Raw genomic sequence first — 16,060 nt, 5'->3', positions numbered from 1 at the left:
AAGCATGAGCGATGCAACGGAATCGGGACCGCGAGCGATCGTGATCGGCGGATCGGTGGGCGGACTCTTCACCGCGAACGCGCTGCGCGCCATTGGCTGGCACGTCGACGTGTTCGAGCAATCGCCGAGCGAACTCGACAGCCGCGGCGGCGGCATCGTGCTGCAGCCGTCGATCGTCCGCGCATTCGCCGCCGGGCGCGTGCCCGTGCCCGAGCAGACGGGCGTCGATTCGATCGAGCGGATCTACGTCGACGAACGCGACCGGATCGTGCAGCGCCTGCACATGCCGCAGACACAGACCGCGTGGAACGTGATCTACACCGCGTTGAAGCGAGCGCTGCCCGCGGACGTGATTCACGCGGGCGAGACGTTCGAGCGGCTCGAGCAGGACGGCGCGCGCGTGACCGCGCGTTTCGCGAGCGGCCGCGTCGCGCACGCGGCGCTGCTCGTCGGCGCGGACGGCGGCCGCTCCGGCGTGCGCGCGCAGTTGCTGCCCGGCGCGCAACCGATCTACGCGGGCTACGTGGCGTGGCGCGGGCTCGTCGACGAGCCCGAGCTGCCGGATACGGTGTTGCGGATGCTGCGCAATCGCTTCACGTTCCAGCAAGGGGACGCGCATCTGTTTCTGACCTACCTCGTGCCGGGTCGCGACGGCGCCATCGAGCCCGGCCGGCGGCGCATGAACTGGGTGTGGTACCGCCGGCTCGCGCACGATCGCCTGCCGACGCTGTTCGTCCAGCGGGACGGCACGCAGCGCGAAGGGTCGCTGCCGCCCGGCACGATGCGCGACGACCACCGGCTCGAACTCGCCGATGCCGCGCACCGGCTGCTCGGGCCGACGCTCGCGGCGCTCGTCGATGCGACGCGCGCGCCGTTCGTGCAGTCGATCCTGGATCTCGAGGTCGACAGGATGGTGTTCGATCGCGCGTTGCTGCTCGGCGACGCCGCGTGCCTCGTGCGGCCGCATACGGCAGCGGGCGTGTCGAAGGCGGCGGACAACGCGGTCGAGCTCGCCGCCGCGCTGCGCGATGCCGCGCCCGGGCCGGCATTCGACGCCGCGCTTGCGCGCTGGGAGCGCGACCAGCAGCGGATCAACCGGTCGCTGTCCGAGCGCGGCATCTCGCTCGGCACGCGCATCATGGGGCCGACGTGATCGGGCATCGCCAGCTCGCTTGCAGTCGCCGCCGATACTGTTTATATTTACAGCACTGTATCGATGAACAGTAGAGGTGCGCGATGGAACAGCTGATCCGGATCGTCAACGACACCGACCGCCAAGTGCTCGCGTGGTTGCGCGCGCAGGTCGGCGATGCACGGGTGGAACGCGCGGCGCGTCAGCTCGGGCACACCCGCAAGCCTTATCTGTCCGCCGTCTGCCGCTATCTCGGGATGAATCCGCCGGCCACGCTGCGCCAGGCCACCCGGCCGGGCGCGCGGCGCGATCATTCGGTCGGCGATCGCTATCTGCTGCTGATTCGCCAGCATCTGGCCACGCACGCGGGGCGTTGACGTGAGCGCGCTCGCGGTGCGGCAACGGCCCGCGTGCTCAGAATGCGAGCCGGGGTTCCGCGTACGCGCCGTAGTTCGGCCCGTTGCCGGACGCGGAGACCGGAATCTTGTAGCCGCCGACGAAGTGCCCTTCCAGATATTTGCCGCTCTTGCCGTACGAGTTGTCGATCGTGAACGCCGCGAATGCGACGATCGGCACGTAGGTCTTGCTGGTGATCTGCTCCGCGACCGGCAGCACCACGGTCACGCCCTTCGGCACGTCGTAATAGATCGTCGTCTTCACGCCCGGTTCGATCCAGATGTTGTCGCCGATGTTCAACGGCGTCGGATTGCCGTTCGCGATCAGGTTCCGTACCGTCGGCACGTCGTTCGCGTTGATCAGGAACGACGTCCACTGGGCGGCATAGCAGCCGCTGCCGTATTGCTGGCCGTTGCCGACATCGAACTCTTTGGGCTGCCCCGTCGACGGGTCGATTACCGGCTCGTTCGTCTGCGCGTTCCAGTACTGATCGAGCACGCACTTGTCGATCACCATCGGGAACAGCCCGCCCCCTTCGACCGTCGACGGCGCCGCGACCACCGCGACCGCGGTCGCGCTGCCCGGCGTGCTGAGCAGATTCAGAAAGCCGCCCATCAGCAGCGCGATCGGCCCGCCGTTCTGATTCGACGCGCGCGTCACCGTGACCTGCACCGCCGGCACGTCGTACTCGCCGGGCGCGATCGTCGTCGGCTCCATGCCGGCGGTCGCGCCGGTGAGCGACCAGTAGCCGGTCTGCACGCTGCCGGTCGACAGCTTGGCGCCATCCGACGCGTTCAGCGAAACCGCGTTGGACGTCTCGGTCGCGGCGCTGCTCCACGCGGGGCCGCCACTGCCCGGCACCAATACCGCCGCACCGGCGAGCGCCGCCGCGTCCGCGTCGTTCTGCAATTCGTTGCGCGCCGTCGCGACGCGCGGCAGGTCAATCGCGAACGCGCCGAAGATCATGAAGATCGTCACGGTCAGCAGGAACCAGAGCACGACCGAGCCGCGCTCCCGTGCCGGCCGCGCACGCTGCGGCCACTGCAGTCGCTGCGGCCCATGCGGCCCATGCGGCCCATGCGGCCCATGCGGCCCGTGCGGCCAGTCCGGCCGGTATTGCCCGCGCGGCCGCGCTCCGCCCGACAGCCCGATCGCGCGCTCATTCATAGTTCATCACCGTCACCGCGGTCAGCTTGATCGGGCCGGTGATCGCGCTCATCACGTAGCCGAGCACGAGGCCGCTGTACGTATAGCTGACCGTGACCGTCAGCGGACTGCCCGACGACGTGCCGTCCGGCTGGCTGACGCTGACCGTCGGCGCCGACGCGATGCCGCCCGTCACCAGATTGTTCTGCGCATAGGCGAGCGCGACGTTCGCGATCGCGGTCGACGACAGCGGCGGCACGTGCACGACGACCCCGGCGCGCGCGGCCTCCCGGCTCGCGTTCGTGAGCACCGCCTTGTCGCACAGGATCAGGCTCGTATCGACGATGCCGAACAGCAGCAGCATGAAGAACGGAAAAACGAGCACGAATTCGAGCGCAACCACGCCGCGCTCGTCGCGCCCGATCCGTGTCAGGCGTTTCATTCGGGCGCTCCGGGGCCGGCCCCGTCGATGACGCTGGAGGCGGCACTGGAGGCGGCACTGGAGGCGGTGCTCGAGCCGCCATGCGCGCCCGCCGGCGCGGGATCGCCGGCTGAATGCACGGACGGCACCGGCAGCGCGGCGCGCGCGCGTTCGTAGAAGCGCACGTCGTCGTCTACCGACGCGGACGGCAGATCGACCTTCAGGATGCGCCGCGCCGCTTCGTCGTTGCCGAGCATCCCGTACGCGAGCGCGAGATTCTGGCGTGCCTGCGCGGGCGCGTCGGCGAGCCCGGCGACGTCGAGCAGCACGTTCGCCCCTTCACGCGGCTGCCGCGCGAGGATCAGCGACAGCCCGAGATTGTTCCGCAGCCCCTGCGCTTCCGGATGCAGCCGTAGCGCCGCGCGATACACCGCCTGCGCTTCCGTGTGCCTGCCCTGCAGATCGAGCGCGGCGCCGAGCCCCTCCGCCGCGACCGGGTTGCCCGGATGCGCGGTCACGAGCGCGCGGTAGCGCGACACCGCGTCGTCGAGCCGCCGCTCGCGCAACGCGACGCGCGCGAGGCCGAGCTGCGCGCGCGGCTCGTCCGGCGACGCGGCGGCGACCTGCGCATACAGCACGCCCGCGCGCGGCAGATCGCTCATCTGGTACATCGCGTCGGCAAGGCCGAGCTGCGCGCCGACCGAACGCGGATCGGCCTTCAGCACCTGCTCGTACAGCGACACCGCGAGGTCGGAGTCGCCGGCCTGCAGCGCGCTGTCGGCCACGCGCAGGTCGCTCGCCGAATCCGGGCCGGGGCGCGACGCGACCGGATGCGCGTCGATGCCTCGCGACGCGCAGCCCGCGAGCAAGCCGGACGCGAGTGCCGACAGCGCGAGCGCGACCGCCAGCGGGCGAAACGAGAGGGACAGCGCTTTCATCGAATTCTCCATTCCTACTGGTGCCGGAACACCCAGACGAGCCGGATCACGGCCGGCCCCGCCGCGATCAGCGCGACGGTCGGCACGATGAACAGCATCATCGGCAGTGTCATCTTCGGCGCGAGCTTCGCGGCCTTCTCCTCGAGCGCGACGATCTGCATCGTGCGCTCGGTGCGCGACAGCACGCGCAGCGACTGCGTGATCGGCGTGCCGTACTGTTGCGACTGCACGAGCGTCGTCACGAGCGCGCGCACCGACGGCAGGCCGATCCGCGCGGCCAGCGCGTTGAGCGCGCTCGCGCTGTCGCTGCCGATCTGCAACTGGTCCGCGGTGACCGAGAATTCGTCGGCGAGCGGCGGGCAGATCCACGTCATTTCGGTCGCGACGCGCCGGATCCCGACGGCGAGGCTGTTGCCGGCGTTCGTGCAGATCACGAGCAGGTCGAGCGCATCGGGCAGGTACGCGGCGATCGATTTCTGCCGCCGGCCGATCACGATCCCCAGCACGAACTCGGGCAGCATCATCCCGATCATGAACGCGCCGGCCATCAGCAGCGCGCGGAACACGAAGTATTCGCCGATGCGCGGCAGATGCCCGCCGGTCGCGATCGCGACGAGCGCCAGGCCCGCGCCGACGACGATCTTCAGGCCCGCGAGCATCGATACCGCGCCGCGCTCCCGAAAGCCGGCTCGCGCGAGCCGCATCGCGAGCTTCGAGCGCTGCGTCGCGTCGACGACGGGCATCCGTTCGCCGATCGACGCGACGCGGCGTGCGACGCGCTGCGACACGTTGTTCGAGGGGTCGCCGGGCACACGCGCCGCATAGCCGGCCGCCCCGCGCAACACGCCGTGGCGCACACGCTGCGCGATCCGCTGACGCGTGCCCGTCGTGCGCCGGACGTACCAGACGATGCCGATGACGAGCAGGCCGAGCAACGCGATGTCGATCACCATGTCAGTGGCTCCTGTGTCATCGGGACGTATTCAGGTTCGCGATCTTGCGGACCGACACGAGGCCGATCGCCATCAGGACCGCCGCCAGGCTCAGAATCTTGTGGCCCGCATGCGTATCGAACAGCAGCGAGATGTACGCCCGGTTGATCATATAAAGCATGCCCGCGATCGCGAACGGCATCGCCGAGATGAGATTGGTCGAGATGCGCCCTTCCGCGGTCAGCGCGCGCGTCTTCAGCCGGATGTCGCGCCGCGTGCGGATGATGGCCGACAGGTTCTCGAGCGTTTCGCTCAGGTTGCCGCCCGTTTCGCGCTGCAGGATCAGGCACACCGAGAAGAACGAGAAGTCGGCGATCTGCAGCCGCTCGGCCGCCTGCTCCAGCACCTCCTTGAGTTCCGCGCCGACGCGCAGCGAGTCGCCCATCGTGCGGAACGTCGTGCGCACCGGCTCATCGGTCTCGATCCCGGCCGTCGCGATCGCCTGCGTGACCGGAATGCCCGCGCGCACCGCGCGGATGATCAGGTCGAGCGCATCCGGGAACGCGCTCAGGAAGCGTTGCTTGAAGCGCGCGGTCAGCCGGTTGTACGCGAAGCGCGTCGCGGCGAGCGGCGCGGCGACGTCGATCAGCGCGCGCGCCCAGCCCGGCAGATGCGCGAGCGACGTGCCGATCAGCGCGGCGGCTGATGCGAACACGAATGCGAATGCGATCACGCGCACGCCACCGCGCCCGCCGACCACGCGCAGGCGCTCGCGGCGCGCGTCGATCCACGTGCGCAGCGCGCCGTGCTCGCGCAGCTCGCGGCTGAACAGTTGATGCACGACCGGAGACGATTTCGCGTGCCGCGCGGCGCGGCGCTCGTCGTGCAGCACCATCACGCGCGACCGGATGCGCGCCTGCGGACGGTCCCGCCGCATCTGCCGCACCTGACGCACGATCAGCCCGACGATCAGGATCGCGAAGAATCCGCCGGCAGCGACGATGTCCGCGGGATTCATGACTGCATCGCCTCGACCAGGGCCTCTTCGAGCCCGTAGTACGCGGCGCGCTGCGCGAACGCCGGCCGCAGCGACGACGACTCGAACACGCCGTGCACCTGCTCCTGGAACGCGCTCGCGTCGTAGCGGAACGCGAACAGATCCTGCGTGATCACGACGTCGCCCTCCATCCCGGCGATCTCGGTGACGCGCGTCACGCGCCGCATCCCGTCGCGCATCCGTTCGATCTGCAGAATCAGATGGACCGCGCTCGCGATCTGCCGGCGGATCGACGTGAGCGGCAGGTTGCCGTTCGCCATCATCACCATGCTCTCGAGACGCGTGATCGCATCGCGCGGCGTGTTCGCGTGGATCGTCGTCATCGAGCCGTCGTGACCGGTGTTCATCGCCTGCAGCACGTCGAACGCTTCGGTGCCGCGCGTCTCGCCGAGGATGATGCGGTCGGGTCGCATCCGCAGCGCGTTGCGCACGAGGTCGCGCTGCGACACGCCACCGAGCCCCTCGCTGTTCTCCGGGCGCGTCTCGAGGCTCACGACGTGCGGCTGCTGCAGTTGCAGTTCGGCCGCGTCCTCGATCGTCACCACGCGCTCGCCCACGTCGATGAAGTGCGACAGCGCGTTCAGCAGCGTCGTCTTGCCCGACCCGGTGCCGCCCGAGATCACGATGTTGAGCCGGCATGCGCTCGCGATCCGCAGCACGTCGACCATCGCCGACGACAGGTTGCCCTGCTGCGCCATCCGCGCGAGCGTGATGTTGCGCTTCGCGAACTTGCGGATCGAGATCGACGCGCCGCGCAGCGCGATCGGCGGCAGCACGACGTTCACGCGGCTGCCGTCGGCAAGGCGTGCGTCGACCATCGGGCTGCTTTCGTCGACGCGCCGGCCGATCGCCGCCGCGATGCGCTGCGCGACGTTGATCACGTGCGCGTTGTCGCGGAACTTCAGCGACGTCAGCTCAAGCCGGCCGCCGCGCTCGACGTACACCTGGTCGGGGCCGTTCACGAGAATGTCGGTGACTTTCTCGTCGGCGAGCAGCGGCTCGATCGGGCCGACGCCGAACATGTCATTCAGGATCTCCTCGACGATCAGCGTCTGCTCGGCGAGCGTGACCGTGAAGCGCTCGCGCAGGATCACCTCGGCCGCGATCTTCTCGATGCCCTCGCGCACCTGCGCGCGCGACATCACGAGCGCCGCCGACATGTTCATCGACGAGAACACGCTCGTGCGGATCGTCTTGAACGTGTCCGAGCGGATCAGCGCCTCGTGGCCGTCCGCGGCGCGCGCCGACGGTTCGGCCGCGTGCGCGCCCGGCGCCGGCGCGGCCGGCTGCTGCGCATCGCCGAATCCGGCGAGCGGCTGCGGGCCGTCGTGCGGCGCGCCGGCGGCACCGGCGGCACCGGCAGCAGCAGCGTGCGCGGATGGGACGGATCTCAATTCGCGGCGGCCGAACATCACGCCCTCCCGAGCTTCGCGGAGAACCGCGCATACCATGGACGACGGGCACGCGCGAGCGCGTTCGCATCGCCGCCCGTCAGCGCGTGGGCCAGCCCGACGATCGCCTGCGCGAACCCCGAGCGGTGCGAATCGGCGATCGGCTCGCCGAGGTTTTCGGCGAGCGCGAGCGCGTGCGGCTCGTGCGGAAATTCGTGGACCGACGCGCGCGCGAGCGCCTGCGCGATGTCCGCCGGATCGGCGCGGCCGCGCGCGGGCGGCAGCGCGTTGTTGATCAGCAGCGTCACCGTCGGGTCGGCCGCGCGGCCTTCCGCGAAACGGCACAGCCGCGCGGCCTCGCGCGCGCCATGCACCGAGCGGTCGGCGACGACGTGAATCGAGCCGCACGCGTCGAGCGCCTCGTCGACGATGCGCCCGGCCCGCTCCGGCAGATCGAGCACGACGTAATGAAACTGGCTCTTCAGCACGCCGATCAGCTCCGCGACCGCGCCGGTGCGCGGCGCGAACGGGCTGTCGAACGGCGCCTCCGACGACAGCACGAACAGCCGGTCGCTCTGCGCGACGATCGCCTGATTGATCAGTTGCTCGTCGAGCCGCTGCGTGTTCTGCAGCAATTCGACGAGCCCGTTGCCGCTCGTCACGCCGAGCATCGTGCACGCGCCGCCGCCGTGCAGGTCGAGATCGACGTAGACGACGCGGCGGCGCGTCTGGTCGGCCATATGGCGCGCGAGCGCGGTCGCGATGGTCGTGACGCCGACGCCGCCGCGCGCGCCGACGAAGCCGATCGCCTTGCCGACGCGCGTCGCGGCTCCGGCGTCGGTTGCCTCCAGCGCGCGCTGCACGAGCTCGACCGTCAGCGGCTTGACCAGATACTCGCGCACGCCGATGCGCAGCAGGTTCCGGTACAGGCCGACGTCGTTGTGCTCGCCGACGACGATCACCGCGACCGACGGATCGCAGACGTCCGCGAGGCGCATCATGTCGGAGACGGGCATCGACGAGCCGGACAGATCGACGATCAGGTGGCGCGGCGAATGCTCGAGCGTCGCCATCAGTTCGATCGCATCGTCGATCGTGCCGCGCTCGACGTGCGCGCGCTCGACGCCCTGATCGAACACGAGGTTCCGGATCGCTTCCTCGCTGCCGGCATCGGACACCACCGCGATCAGGCGCTCCGCGGATGCCGCGCCGGCGCGCACGCGGGAATGATGGCCGGAAAGATCGAACGCACCCATCGTCGGAATATCCCTGTTCAGTGTGAAACGGACGAAGTGGTCGACGGCGCGCTCAGCGGCGTCGTCCGCCCCTCTTCGTAGCGGCGCACCGCGTCCGCCGCGCGCGACGCGTCCGCGCCTGCGTACGGCAGCGGCGCGACGATGTCCTCCGGCCGCGCGAGCATCGTCGCGAGATTCGTATACGTCGCGCAGCCGAACGCGACCCCGGGTCGGGCGAAGCCGGCATCCACCAGATGCGACCGCTGGTTGAGCTGCGCGCAGTCGGGCGGTATCGCGCGGCCGCCGTCACGTGTGTCGTAGCCGATCGCCGACACATCGGGCATGCCGAGCGGCGGCGGCGCGGACATGCATCCGCCGAGCACGACGACCGGCGCGATCAGCATTACCTGCTTCATCAGCCATCCGAAATTTCGATGTTTCACCGGATCGCCCTCCGCTCAGTAGACGAAGCCCGCAGCGCCGACGAGCCGCGGCCCGTCGCCGGACAGCGGATCGAGGCCAAGCGAACGCTGCAGCGCGAACTCGATATCGCCGCTCGGCCGCATCACGCTGTCGAGCGCGTCGCGCAAGCGCCCAGGGCCAGTCGGCTGCACGATGTACGGGGTGACGATCACGACCACTTCCGTCTTGTTGTTCAGGTAGTTCTTCGACGAGAACAGCTTGCCGAGCACCGGCAGCCGGCCCAGCCCGGGGAGCGCCGACAGCACGTCGCTCGTATTGCTCTGCAGCAGGCCGCCGAGCGCGAAGCTCTGGCCGCTCGACAGCTCGACCGTCGTGTCGACGCGCCGCACCGTCAGTGCCGGCACCTTGATGCCGCCTGTCGTCACGCTGTTGTTCGGGTCGATCTCGCTGACTTCCGGGTGGACCTTCAGGCTGATCCGGTTGTCCGCGAGCACCGTCGGCGTGAACGCGAGCGACACGCCGTACGGCTTGAACGCGACCGTGATCGCGCCGCTCGTGTCCTGCGACACGGGAATCGGGAACTCGCCGCCTGCGAGGAAGCTCGCGGTCTCGCCGGACATCGCGGTCAGGTTCGGCTCGGCGAGCGTCGTCAGGAGCCCTTCCTGATCGAGCGCCTGGAGCACGCCGTCGATCGAATAGGATCCTGATTTCGTATGGAACCCACCAAGCACGGAGAATGCACCGCCCGTTGCCAGGCTGGCGGCCGTCGACGCCGAGACGCCCCCGCCGCTGAACAGCCCACCGATGAAATTGCCCAGACCGGGCTGACCGAGCGCGCTCCAGTTGACTCCGAGCTGCTGCGTGACGTTGCGGTCGATCTCGGTGATCCGCACGCGCAGGTTCACCTGGATCGGCCGCGCGACCGCCATCCGGTTCACGATCGTTTCCTTGTCGTGCAGAAAGGGCTTCAGCGTCTGTTCGACCGCATCCGCTTCGTCGGCGCTCTGCACCGCGCCCGTCACCATCAGCGAGCCGGGCGCGCTCGTTAGCGTCAGATGCAGCCGCGGAAAGCGCGACTCGAGCGTACGCTGCATCGAGTCGGTGTCGGCGCTGACGACGATCGTCTTGCGCAGGATCGTCCGGTTGTTCGGCCCGAGCGCGAACAGCGTCGTCGTGCCGGCTTTCTTGCCGAGCACGAACACGGTTTGCGACGTCGGCACGTGAACGTCCGCGACGTCGGGATCCGCGACGAACACCGCGACGGCCGGCTCCGGCAGGCGGAGCATTTCACCGCCGCCGGCGGGCACGCCGAGCGTCGACGGATCGGGTTCGCTCGCGCGGGCGGCGGCAGGCCACGCGCCGCCCGCCGCCGCCGCGCCGAGCAGCGCGACGCAGGCGAGCGCGGGCGCCGCGGCTCGGAGCCATGAACGCGGGCGGAAGGCGCGAGGGCACATGCTGTTGTTCCTGTCGATGACGTTACGCGCCGGGCACCGGAACGGCGGCTGGCACCGGCCCGGCCGGCAGCGGCGGCAACCCGGACGTGCCGGTCGACGCGGACACGGCACCCGCGCTCTCGCCGACCTTCGTGCCGCGATACACGATCACCGGCGCCGCGCTCGCGGGGACGCGCGCACGGATCTCGCGCACGGGTGCCGCCGCGCGCCATGCGCGCGACACGTCGCCGGCCCACACTGGCGGCGCGAGCGGCTCGGCGGGCGCGTCGGTGCCCGCCGGGCGGCGGTCGCTAGTCGCGAAGCTGCGCAACGCGAGCGACAGCGAGCCGAGATGGGACGCGACCGCGATCACCTGCGTCGTGTGCGGCGTGACTTCGAAGGTCACGGTGCGCGCGCGTGTGTTCGTATGCGGCTGCGAAGACGGTTGCGACGACGGCTGTGAAGAGGGCGGTGAAGACGACTGTGAAGCGTCGTCCCTGGCACGCTGGAACGCCGATCCCACCGCGAGCACGCGCACGCGATTCGCGACGGTCTCCGCTTCGACCGAGCGGTCCGGCGGGACCGAATTGCTGTTCGGCGAGCTCATTTGCTGCGTGAGCAGCACGTCGACGTAATCGCCGGGCTGGATCAGGCCGGCGTTGCCCGACACGTCGTCGATCGCGACCGAAATCGCGCGCATGCCGGGCATGAGCGCGGCCGCGAGAAAATCGGCCTCGTCCGGCGAGATCAGGTCGGCGCGCTGCAGCGGCGTACCAGCGACGACCGCATGCCGCAGCAGATCCCCCTTCAGATCGTCGGCGCCCGCTTGCCCCTGCACGAGCGCGCCGGGCGGCACGGCATCGCGCGGCACGCGCTTCCATACGAGATCGCTGTCGCGCAGCAGCAGCCCGCTGGGCAGGTCGGCGGCGGCGACGCGAATCTGCTCGACCACCGGCGGCGCATGCGGACGCACGCGCGACGCGGCGACGTAGGTTGCGCGCAGCAACAGCGCGCCGAGTGCCGCCACGACGATCAGCGCGACGAGTTTCAGGACGTTCGGCACGATGCGCCTCTCTTACGCGAGCCCTAGATGCCGGGCGAGCGGGATGACCGCCAGTCGCACGGCATCGCGTTCGAATCCGTGGACGAGCGCGAGGAACGAGCCCGCGTCGACGGCATCGAACGCGCGGTCGACGAGCTTGTGCGCGGACGACGCGGGCGCGTGTGCGGGAGGCCACCCGGGCGGCCACCAGACGGCCACCGCGCCGCCGGACGCCAGCGCGACGCCGTACGGCACGCCGCGCGCCGGAGCGAGCCACGCGGTCCAGTGCGCCGCGCGCGCGTCGAGCCGCATCGCGGCGCCGGCGCCCAGCGCGCACAGGGCGACGACGAGCCCGCAGATGGAAACGATGACGAACACGGGCAACGCATGGCCCGGTCCGGCCCACAGAAACACGGCCGCGGCGAGCTTGGCGTCGCCGCCGGCGATCCAGCCGACGAAGCACAGCAGCGCGGCGACCGCGAATGCGATGGCTGCCGCCATCAGATGCGTGCTTGGCGCGAATGCGTCGGCCTGACCGGCGACGAGCGCGTGCACGACGTACAGCGCGGCCAGCGCCGCGATCATCGAATTAGGTAATCGCCGCGCGCGCAGATCCGATACGGCGAGCGCCGCCAGTAGCCCGCTGGCCGCGAGATTGATCCAGTCCACCATGATTGCCTGCCTGATTGCTTGACGCGACACGGTCCGGCAGCGCTCGCGACGACGCACGTCGCAAGCGCTGACGACTCGGTCACTTGCCGGTGTTCTGCGCGGTCGTCACGTTGGTGATCATGTTCGCGAACAGGGCCGGAAGACCCGTGCCGGTATTGCTGAAGACCGCGCCTGCCGCGACGACGGCGAGCACGACGATGCCTGCAAGAACCGAATATTCGAGCGCGGTAACGCCGCGCTCGTCACGAAGCATGGATCGAATAAAGCGAATCATTTGATTTCCCCGAAGTTACGCCGTGCCCGGCGGGTGGTACGTTGGCCTGATGTCTTGGAAGAACGTAGACGCCCTTCTCCTGCGTTGTCGGCAATCGTTTGCTCAGCTGGAGACAGGTTTTCCCTGATTCGCCCAGTTGAACGATTGCCGGCCCGCAAACGTATTCATAGCACACACTTTTTACATTTATTTACATTTTTTCAGTAAATGTGCGTGAATTTCGGGTTTACGTTGATTTTCAATTTAGAAAGGAATGATTAGGCATGCGTAAGCATTGCCGTGCCGCGAGCACACGCGTCGACGCTCTTTGCCTGCAATGCAAGGAAAACGAAGGAAAGTGCGCGGTTCCGCTGATCGTGTTGACGGCATCGAACGGCACGACTTGAGTGACGACGAGCAAGATTTCGTCCGGAGCCCTGCCTCGCGCCCTGACCGTCGCGCGCGAGGGTTTGACCTCCGCCCCCGGGCCTCGAACTTGCCTGCGCGAGGGTTTAACCGCCGCACGCGGACCTTGGACCGCCGCGTTCGACGATTTAACTTCCGAGCCCGGACCTCTCTGGTCGCCGCGCACGAGGGTTCAACCTCCGCACGCGGCTCTCGACCGCCGCGCTCGACGGTTTTACCTCCGAGCCCGGACCTCTGACCGCCGCGCTCGACGATTTAACTTCCGAGTCCGTACCGCTCTGACCGCCGCGCACGGGGGTTCAACCTCCGCACGCGGCTCTCGACCGCCGCGCTCGACGGTTTTACCTCCGAGCCCGGACCTCTGACCGCCAAGCTCGGCGGTTTAACCCCCGAGCCCGGGCATCTCTGACCGCCGCGCACGGGGGTTCAACCTCCGCACGCGGCTCTCGACCGCCGCGCTCGACACTTTTACCTCCGAGCCCGGATCTCCGACCGCCGCGCACGACCATTCAACCTCCGCACCCAGCCTCCCGACCGCCGGCGGCCTCACTGCCCGTCCCCACTCCCATCGATCAGCAGCGTGCCGACTCGCGCCGGCACGAGCGGCGAGCGCGGTGCGGGCGGCGTCCAGCCGAACAATTCGCGCGCGGCCGCGCCGCACACGCGCCCCTGGCACGCGCCCATCCCGCAACGCGACTGAAGCTTCGCAGCGGTCCAGCCCGTCTCGTTCGCGACCGCGTCGTAGCGCACGTCCTCGCAGCGGCAGATCAGCGTGTCCGGCCGCGCGAGCGTGCGAATCGGCTCGCGGATCGCGAAGCGCCGCCGCACCTCGTCCGCGAACCCTTGCCAGTGCGCGCGCCGCTCGGCCAGTTGCGCGAGCCGGCCAGTCTGCCCGGTCGCCGCAAGGCCGGCGATCTCGCCCTCGATCATCGCAAGCTCGCTGCCGCCGACGCCCGTGCACTCGCCCGCCGCGAAATGCCCGGCGCGGCTCGTGCGCTGATACGCGTCGACCGCCACCGCGCCATTCTCGATCCGGCAGCCGAGATGACTCGGCAGCACCGTGTTCGGCACGAGCCCGAAGCCGCACGCGAGCCGGTCGCATGCGAGCTCCGACATCCGGCCGCCCTGGCTGATCCGCACGCCTTCGAGCCGTGCGTCGCCGAACGCTTCGACGACGTGCGCATCCGCGCGGTACGACGCCGGAATCAGCCCGGCCGCCTGCTTCAATTTCTCCGGCCAGCGCCACAGCCGCGCGCCGAAGCCGATCACGTCGCGCCACGCGGCCTGCTCGAGCACGCGCAGCACCTGCGCGCCCGTCTGCCGCGCGGTCGCCGCGCTCGCGAGCAACAGCGGGCCGCTCCCGGCGATCACGGTGCGCTGCCCGCGCACGTCGAGGCCGTTCTTGATCAGCGCCTGCAGCCCGCCCGCGCCGGTCACGCCGGGCAGCGTCCAGCCCGGGAACGGCAGCAGCAGTTCGCGCGCGCCGCAGCACAGAATCAGCATGTCGTATTCGAGCAGCAGTCCGCGCTCGTCGTCCTCGAGCAGCAGCATGTTCGCGCGCGTTTGCGCGACGATCCGCGTCGCCGGCAGATAGCGAACGTTCGGATGCCGAAGCACAGTCAACCGCTCGGCGGCCAGAACCGATGGCGTCGTGCCCGGCCCCTGCCGCCAGATCTGCCCGCCCGCGCGCGGATTGTCGTCGACGATCGCGACCGAGGCGCCGCTTTGCGTGGCCGCCCGCGCGGCCGACAGGCCCGCCGGGCCCGCGCCGACGATCGCGACGTCGACCCTCAGATGTTCATGCGTCATCGCGTGCGCTCCACCCGCATCCCGTCGCGGCACAGCGTCTGGCACGCGAGCCGGCGGCGGCCGTCGATCGTCATTCTGCACTCCTGGCAAATCCCCATCCCGCAAAACGGCGCGCGCGCGGCGCCGGTGCACGACGTGCGTGTCGTGTCGTCGCCGCTCGTCGCGACCGCCGCGGCGACGGTCATCCCGTCCGGCACGGTCAGCGCGCGGCCGTCCAGATAAATGTTCATCACGCAAGCTCCCCTGCTACTGACGACGTCGACAAAAAACGTCCGGGCAAATACGGCTCGACGTCGATCGCCGGCCGCTCGCCGAACATCTGCGCGGCCAGCAGCCGCGCGCTGCCCGGCGCCGTCGTCACGCCGAGCCCCTCGTGCCCGACCGCGAGCCACAGCCCCGGCTGCGCCGGGTGCTCGCCGACCAGCGGCAGCCCGTCGGGGCTCGCGCAGCGAAAGCCCGTCCACGAGCGGATGCCGTTCAGGTCCGCGAGCGCCGGCAGATAATCGACCGCGCGGCGCAGCATCCGCGCGAGCACCGGCGGCTCGACGCACGGATCCTCGGTGTCGAACTGCCGCGACGAGCCGATCAGCAACTGGCCGGTCGGGCGCGGCTGCACGTTGAACGCGACCGACGTGCCGTCGCTCGCATGCGCGCTCGCCGCGTAGCCGAGCTCGACGAGCTGGTGCGACACGCTGCCCGGATAGCGGTCGGTGATCAGCAGATGGCCTTTTTTCGGGCGCAGCGGCAGCTCGGGCAGCAGCGCGCGCGCGCCGATGCCGTTCGCGACGACCACGCGCGCCGCCCGCAGCGTCTCGCCGCCTTCGAGCGTCACGCTCGCGCCGGCGACCGCGATCGCCTTCGCGCGGCGCCGCACGATCCCGGGCCGGCGCTGCAGCAGCCAGTTCGCGGCGACCGGCGCGTACAGAATTCCGTCGCCGGCAATCCTCAGTGCACCGCCGAGCCCCGCGCGCAGCATCGGCTCGCTCGCCGCCAGCTCGCGCGCGTCGATCAGTTCGCCGGCCACGCCGTGCGCGGCGAGCGTCGCCTGCTTCGCGCGCGCGAGGTCCATCTCGTGCGCGTCGGCCGCGAGCCACAGCGTGCCGCAGTTGCGGTACGCGCACGCGTCCGGCATCTCGCCGCGCAGCGCGTTCCACAGGTCGATCGAGTAATGGCTGAGCGCGAGCTCGGCCGCGTTGTCGTCCATCGCGACGAGGTGCCCCATCCCGGCGCCGGTCGCGCCGCCGCTCGCGTCGTCGAGCACGAGCACGCGCAGCCCGCGCACCGCGAACTCGTGCGCGCACGCGGCGCCGACGATGCCGGCGCCGATCACGATCACGTCGGCCACGTCGCTCAC

16 protein-coding genes and 1 pseudogene are annotated in these 16,060 nt (G+C 70.0%); 2 read left to right on the top strand and 15 right to left on the bottom strand.

From position 1 onward, the window contains the following. The first annotated feature begins 4 nt into the window (after nt 1-4). Nucleotides 5-1,153 (top strand): FAD binding domain-containing protein, encoded by a 1,149-nt coding sequence (locus HZI36_RS01930; protein ID WP_179400913.1) that lies wholly within the window; start codon nt 5-7, stop codon nt 1,151-1,153. A gap of 83 nt (nt 1,154-1,236) precedes the next feature. Beyond that, entirely contained in the window at nt 1,237-1,509 is a 273-nt protein-coding gene (locus HZI36_RS01925) for a CppA family protein (RefSeq protein ID WP_179400912.1), read from the top strand. Nucleotides 1,510-1,546: 37 nt separating this feature from the next. Here the strand turns inward: HZI36_RS01925 and HZI36_RS01920 are convergent, their stop codons facing one another. The 15 genes and pseudogenes from HZI36_RS01920 to HZI36_RS01850 form a co-directional block, all read right to left on the bottom strand. Further along, a complete protein-coding gene (locus tag HZI36_RS01920; protein ID WP_218883529.1) occupies nt 1,547-2,695 on the bottom strand; it encodes a TadG family pilus assembly protein in 1,149 nt (382 codons plus the stop codon). Next, nucleotides 2,688-3,116, bottom strand: coding sequence for a TadE/TadG family type IV pilus assembly protein (locus tag HZI36_RS01915; protein WP_179400911.1), 429 nt, complete (start codon nt 3,114-3,116; stop codon nt 2,688-2,690). Before HZI36_RS01915 ends, HZI36_RS01920 begins: the two co-directional genes overlap by 8 nt. Beyond that, the gene (locus HZI36_RS01910) at nt 3,113-4,033 is read right to left on the bottom strand and encodes a tetratricopeptide repeat protein (RefSeq protein ID WP_179400910.1); all 921 of its coding nucleotides are present in this window, start codon (nt 4,031-4,033) and stop codon (nt 3,113-3,115) included. Before HZI36_RS01910 ends, HZI36_RS01915 begins: the two co-directional genes overlap by 4 nt. A 14-nt stretch (nt 4,034-4,047) precedes the next feature. Beyond that, a complete protein-coding gene (locus tag HZI36_RS01905) occupies nt 4,048-4,986 on the bottom strand; it encodes a type II secretion system F family protein (RefSeq protein ID WP_179400909.1) in 939 nt (312 codons plus the stop codon). Between the two features lie 16 nt (nt 4,987-5,002). Next, nucleotides 5,003-5,983 carry a type II secretion system F family protein gene (locus tag HZI36_RS01900; RefSeq protein ID WP_179400908.1) on the bottom strand — a complete coding sequence of 327 codons (981 nt, stop codon included), beginning with the start codon at nt 5,981-5,983 and terminating at the stop codon, nt 5,003-5,005. Continuing rightward, entirely contained in the window at nt 5,980-7,473 is a 1,494-nt protein-coding gene (locus HZI36_RS01895; protein ID WP_179400907.1) for a TadA family conjugal transfer-associated ATPase, read from the bottom strand. The genes HZI36_RS01900 and HZI36_RS01895 overlap by 4 nt, the downstream gene beginning before the upstream one ends. Beyond that, the gene (locus HZI36_RS01890; protein WP_179400906.1) at nt 7,434-8,669 is read right to left on the bottom strand and encodes a CpaE/TadZ family protein; all 1,236 of its coding nucleotides are present in this window, start codon (nt 8,667-8,669) and stop codon (nt 7,434-7,436) included. The genes HZI36_RS01895 and HZI36_RS01890 overlap by 40 nt, the downstream gene beginning before the upstream one ends. Before the next feature lie 17 nt (nt 8,670-8,686). Further along, on the bottom strand, nt 8,687-9,064 hold the full coding sequence (locus HZI36_RS01885) for a CpaD family pilus assembly lipoprotein (RefSeq protein WP_179400905.1): 378 nt from the start codon (nt 9,062-9,064) through the stop codon (nt 8,687-8,689). A 42-nt stretch (nt 9,065-9,106) separates the two neighbouring features. After that, nucleotides 9,107-10,525 (bottom strand): type II and III secretion system protein family protein, encoded by a 1,419-nt coding sequence (locus HZI36_RS01880; RefSeq protein WP_179400904.1) that lies wholly within the window; start codon nt 10,523-10,525, stop codon nt 9,107-9,109. A 22-nt stretch (nt 10,526-10,547) separates the two neighbouring features. Further along, complete coding sequence (gene cpaB / locus HZI36_RS01875) at nt 10,548-11,567, bottom strand: Flp pilus assembly protein CpaB (protein WP_179400903.1); 1,020 nt, start codon at nt 11,565-11,567, stop codon at nt 10,548-10,550. A 180-nt stretch (nt 11,568-11,747) separates the two neighbouring features. Further along, a pseudogene (locus HZI36_RS01870) lies at nt 11,748-12,218 on the bottom strand (A24 family peptidase); the annotation flags it as partial. A 79-nt stretch (nt 12,219-12,297) separates the two neighbouring features. Beyond that, nucleotides 12,298-12,492 (bottom strand): Flp family type IVb pilin, encoded by a 195-nt coding sequence (locus tag HZI36_RS01865; RefSeq protein ID WP_179400901.1) that lies wholly within the window; start codon nt 12,490-12,492, stop codon nt 12,298-12,300. A gap of 951 nt (nt 12,493-13,443) precedes the next feature. Then, nucleotides 13,444-14,706 (bottom strand): FAD-dependent oxidoreductase, encoded by a 1,263-nt coding sequence (locus HZI36_RS01860; protein ID WP_179400900.1) that lies wholly within the window; start codon nt 14,704-14,706, stop codon nt 13,444-13,446. Beyond that, nucleotides 14,703-14,936 (bottom strand): (2Fe-2S)-binding protein, encoded by a 234-nt coding sequence (locus HZI36_RS01855; protein ID WP_179400899.1) that lies wholly within the window; start codon nt 14,934-14,936, stop codon nt 14,703-14,705. Before HZI36_RS01855 ends, HZI36_RS01860 begins: the two co-directional genes overlap by 4 nt. Further along, complete coding sequence (locus HZI36_RS01850) at nt 14,936-16,060, bottom strand: FAD-dependent oxidoreductase (RefSeq protein ID WP_179400898.1); 1,125 nt, start codon at nt 16,058-16,060, stop codon at nt 14,936-14,938. The genes HZI36_RS01855 and HZI36_RS01850 overlap by 1 nt, the downstream gene beginning before the upstream one ends.

The sequence above is a fragment of the Burkholderia guangdongensis genome, assembly GCF_013403875.1.
Classification (GTDB): domain Bacteria; phylum Pseudomonadota; class Gammaproteobacteria; order Burkholderiales; family Burkholderiaceae; genus Burkholderia; species Burkholderia guangdongensis.
The sequence above is the reverse complement of the archived record's forward strand: the minus strand, read 5'-3'. Positions and strand labels throughout refer to the sequence as shown.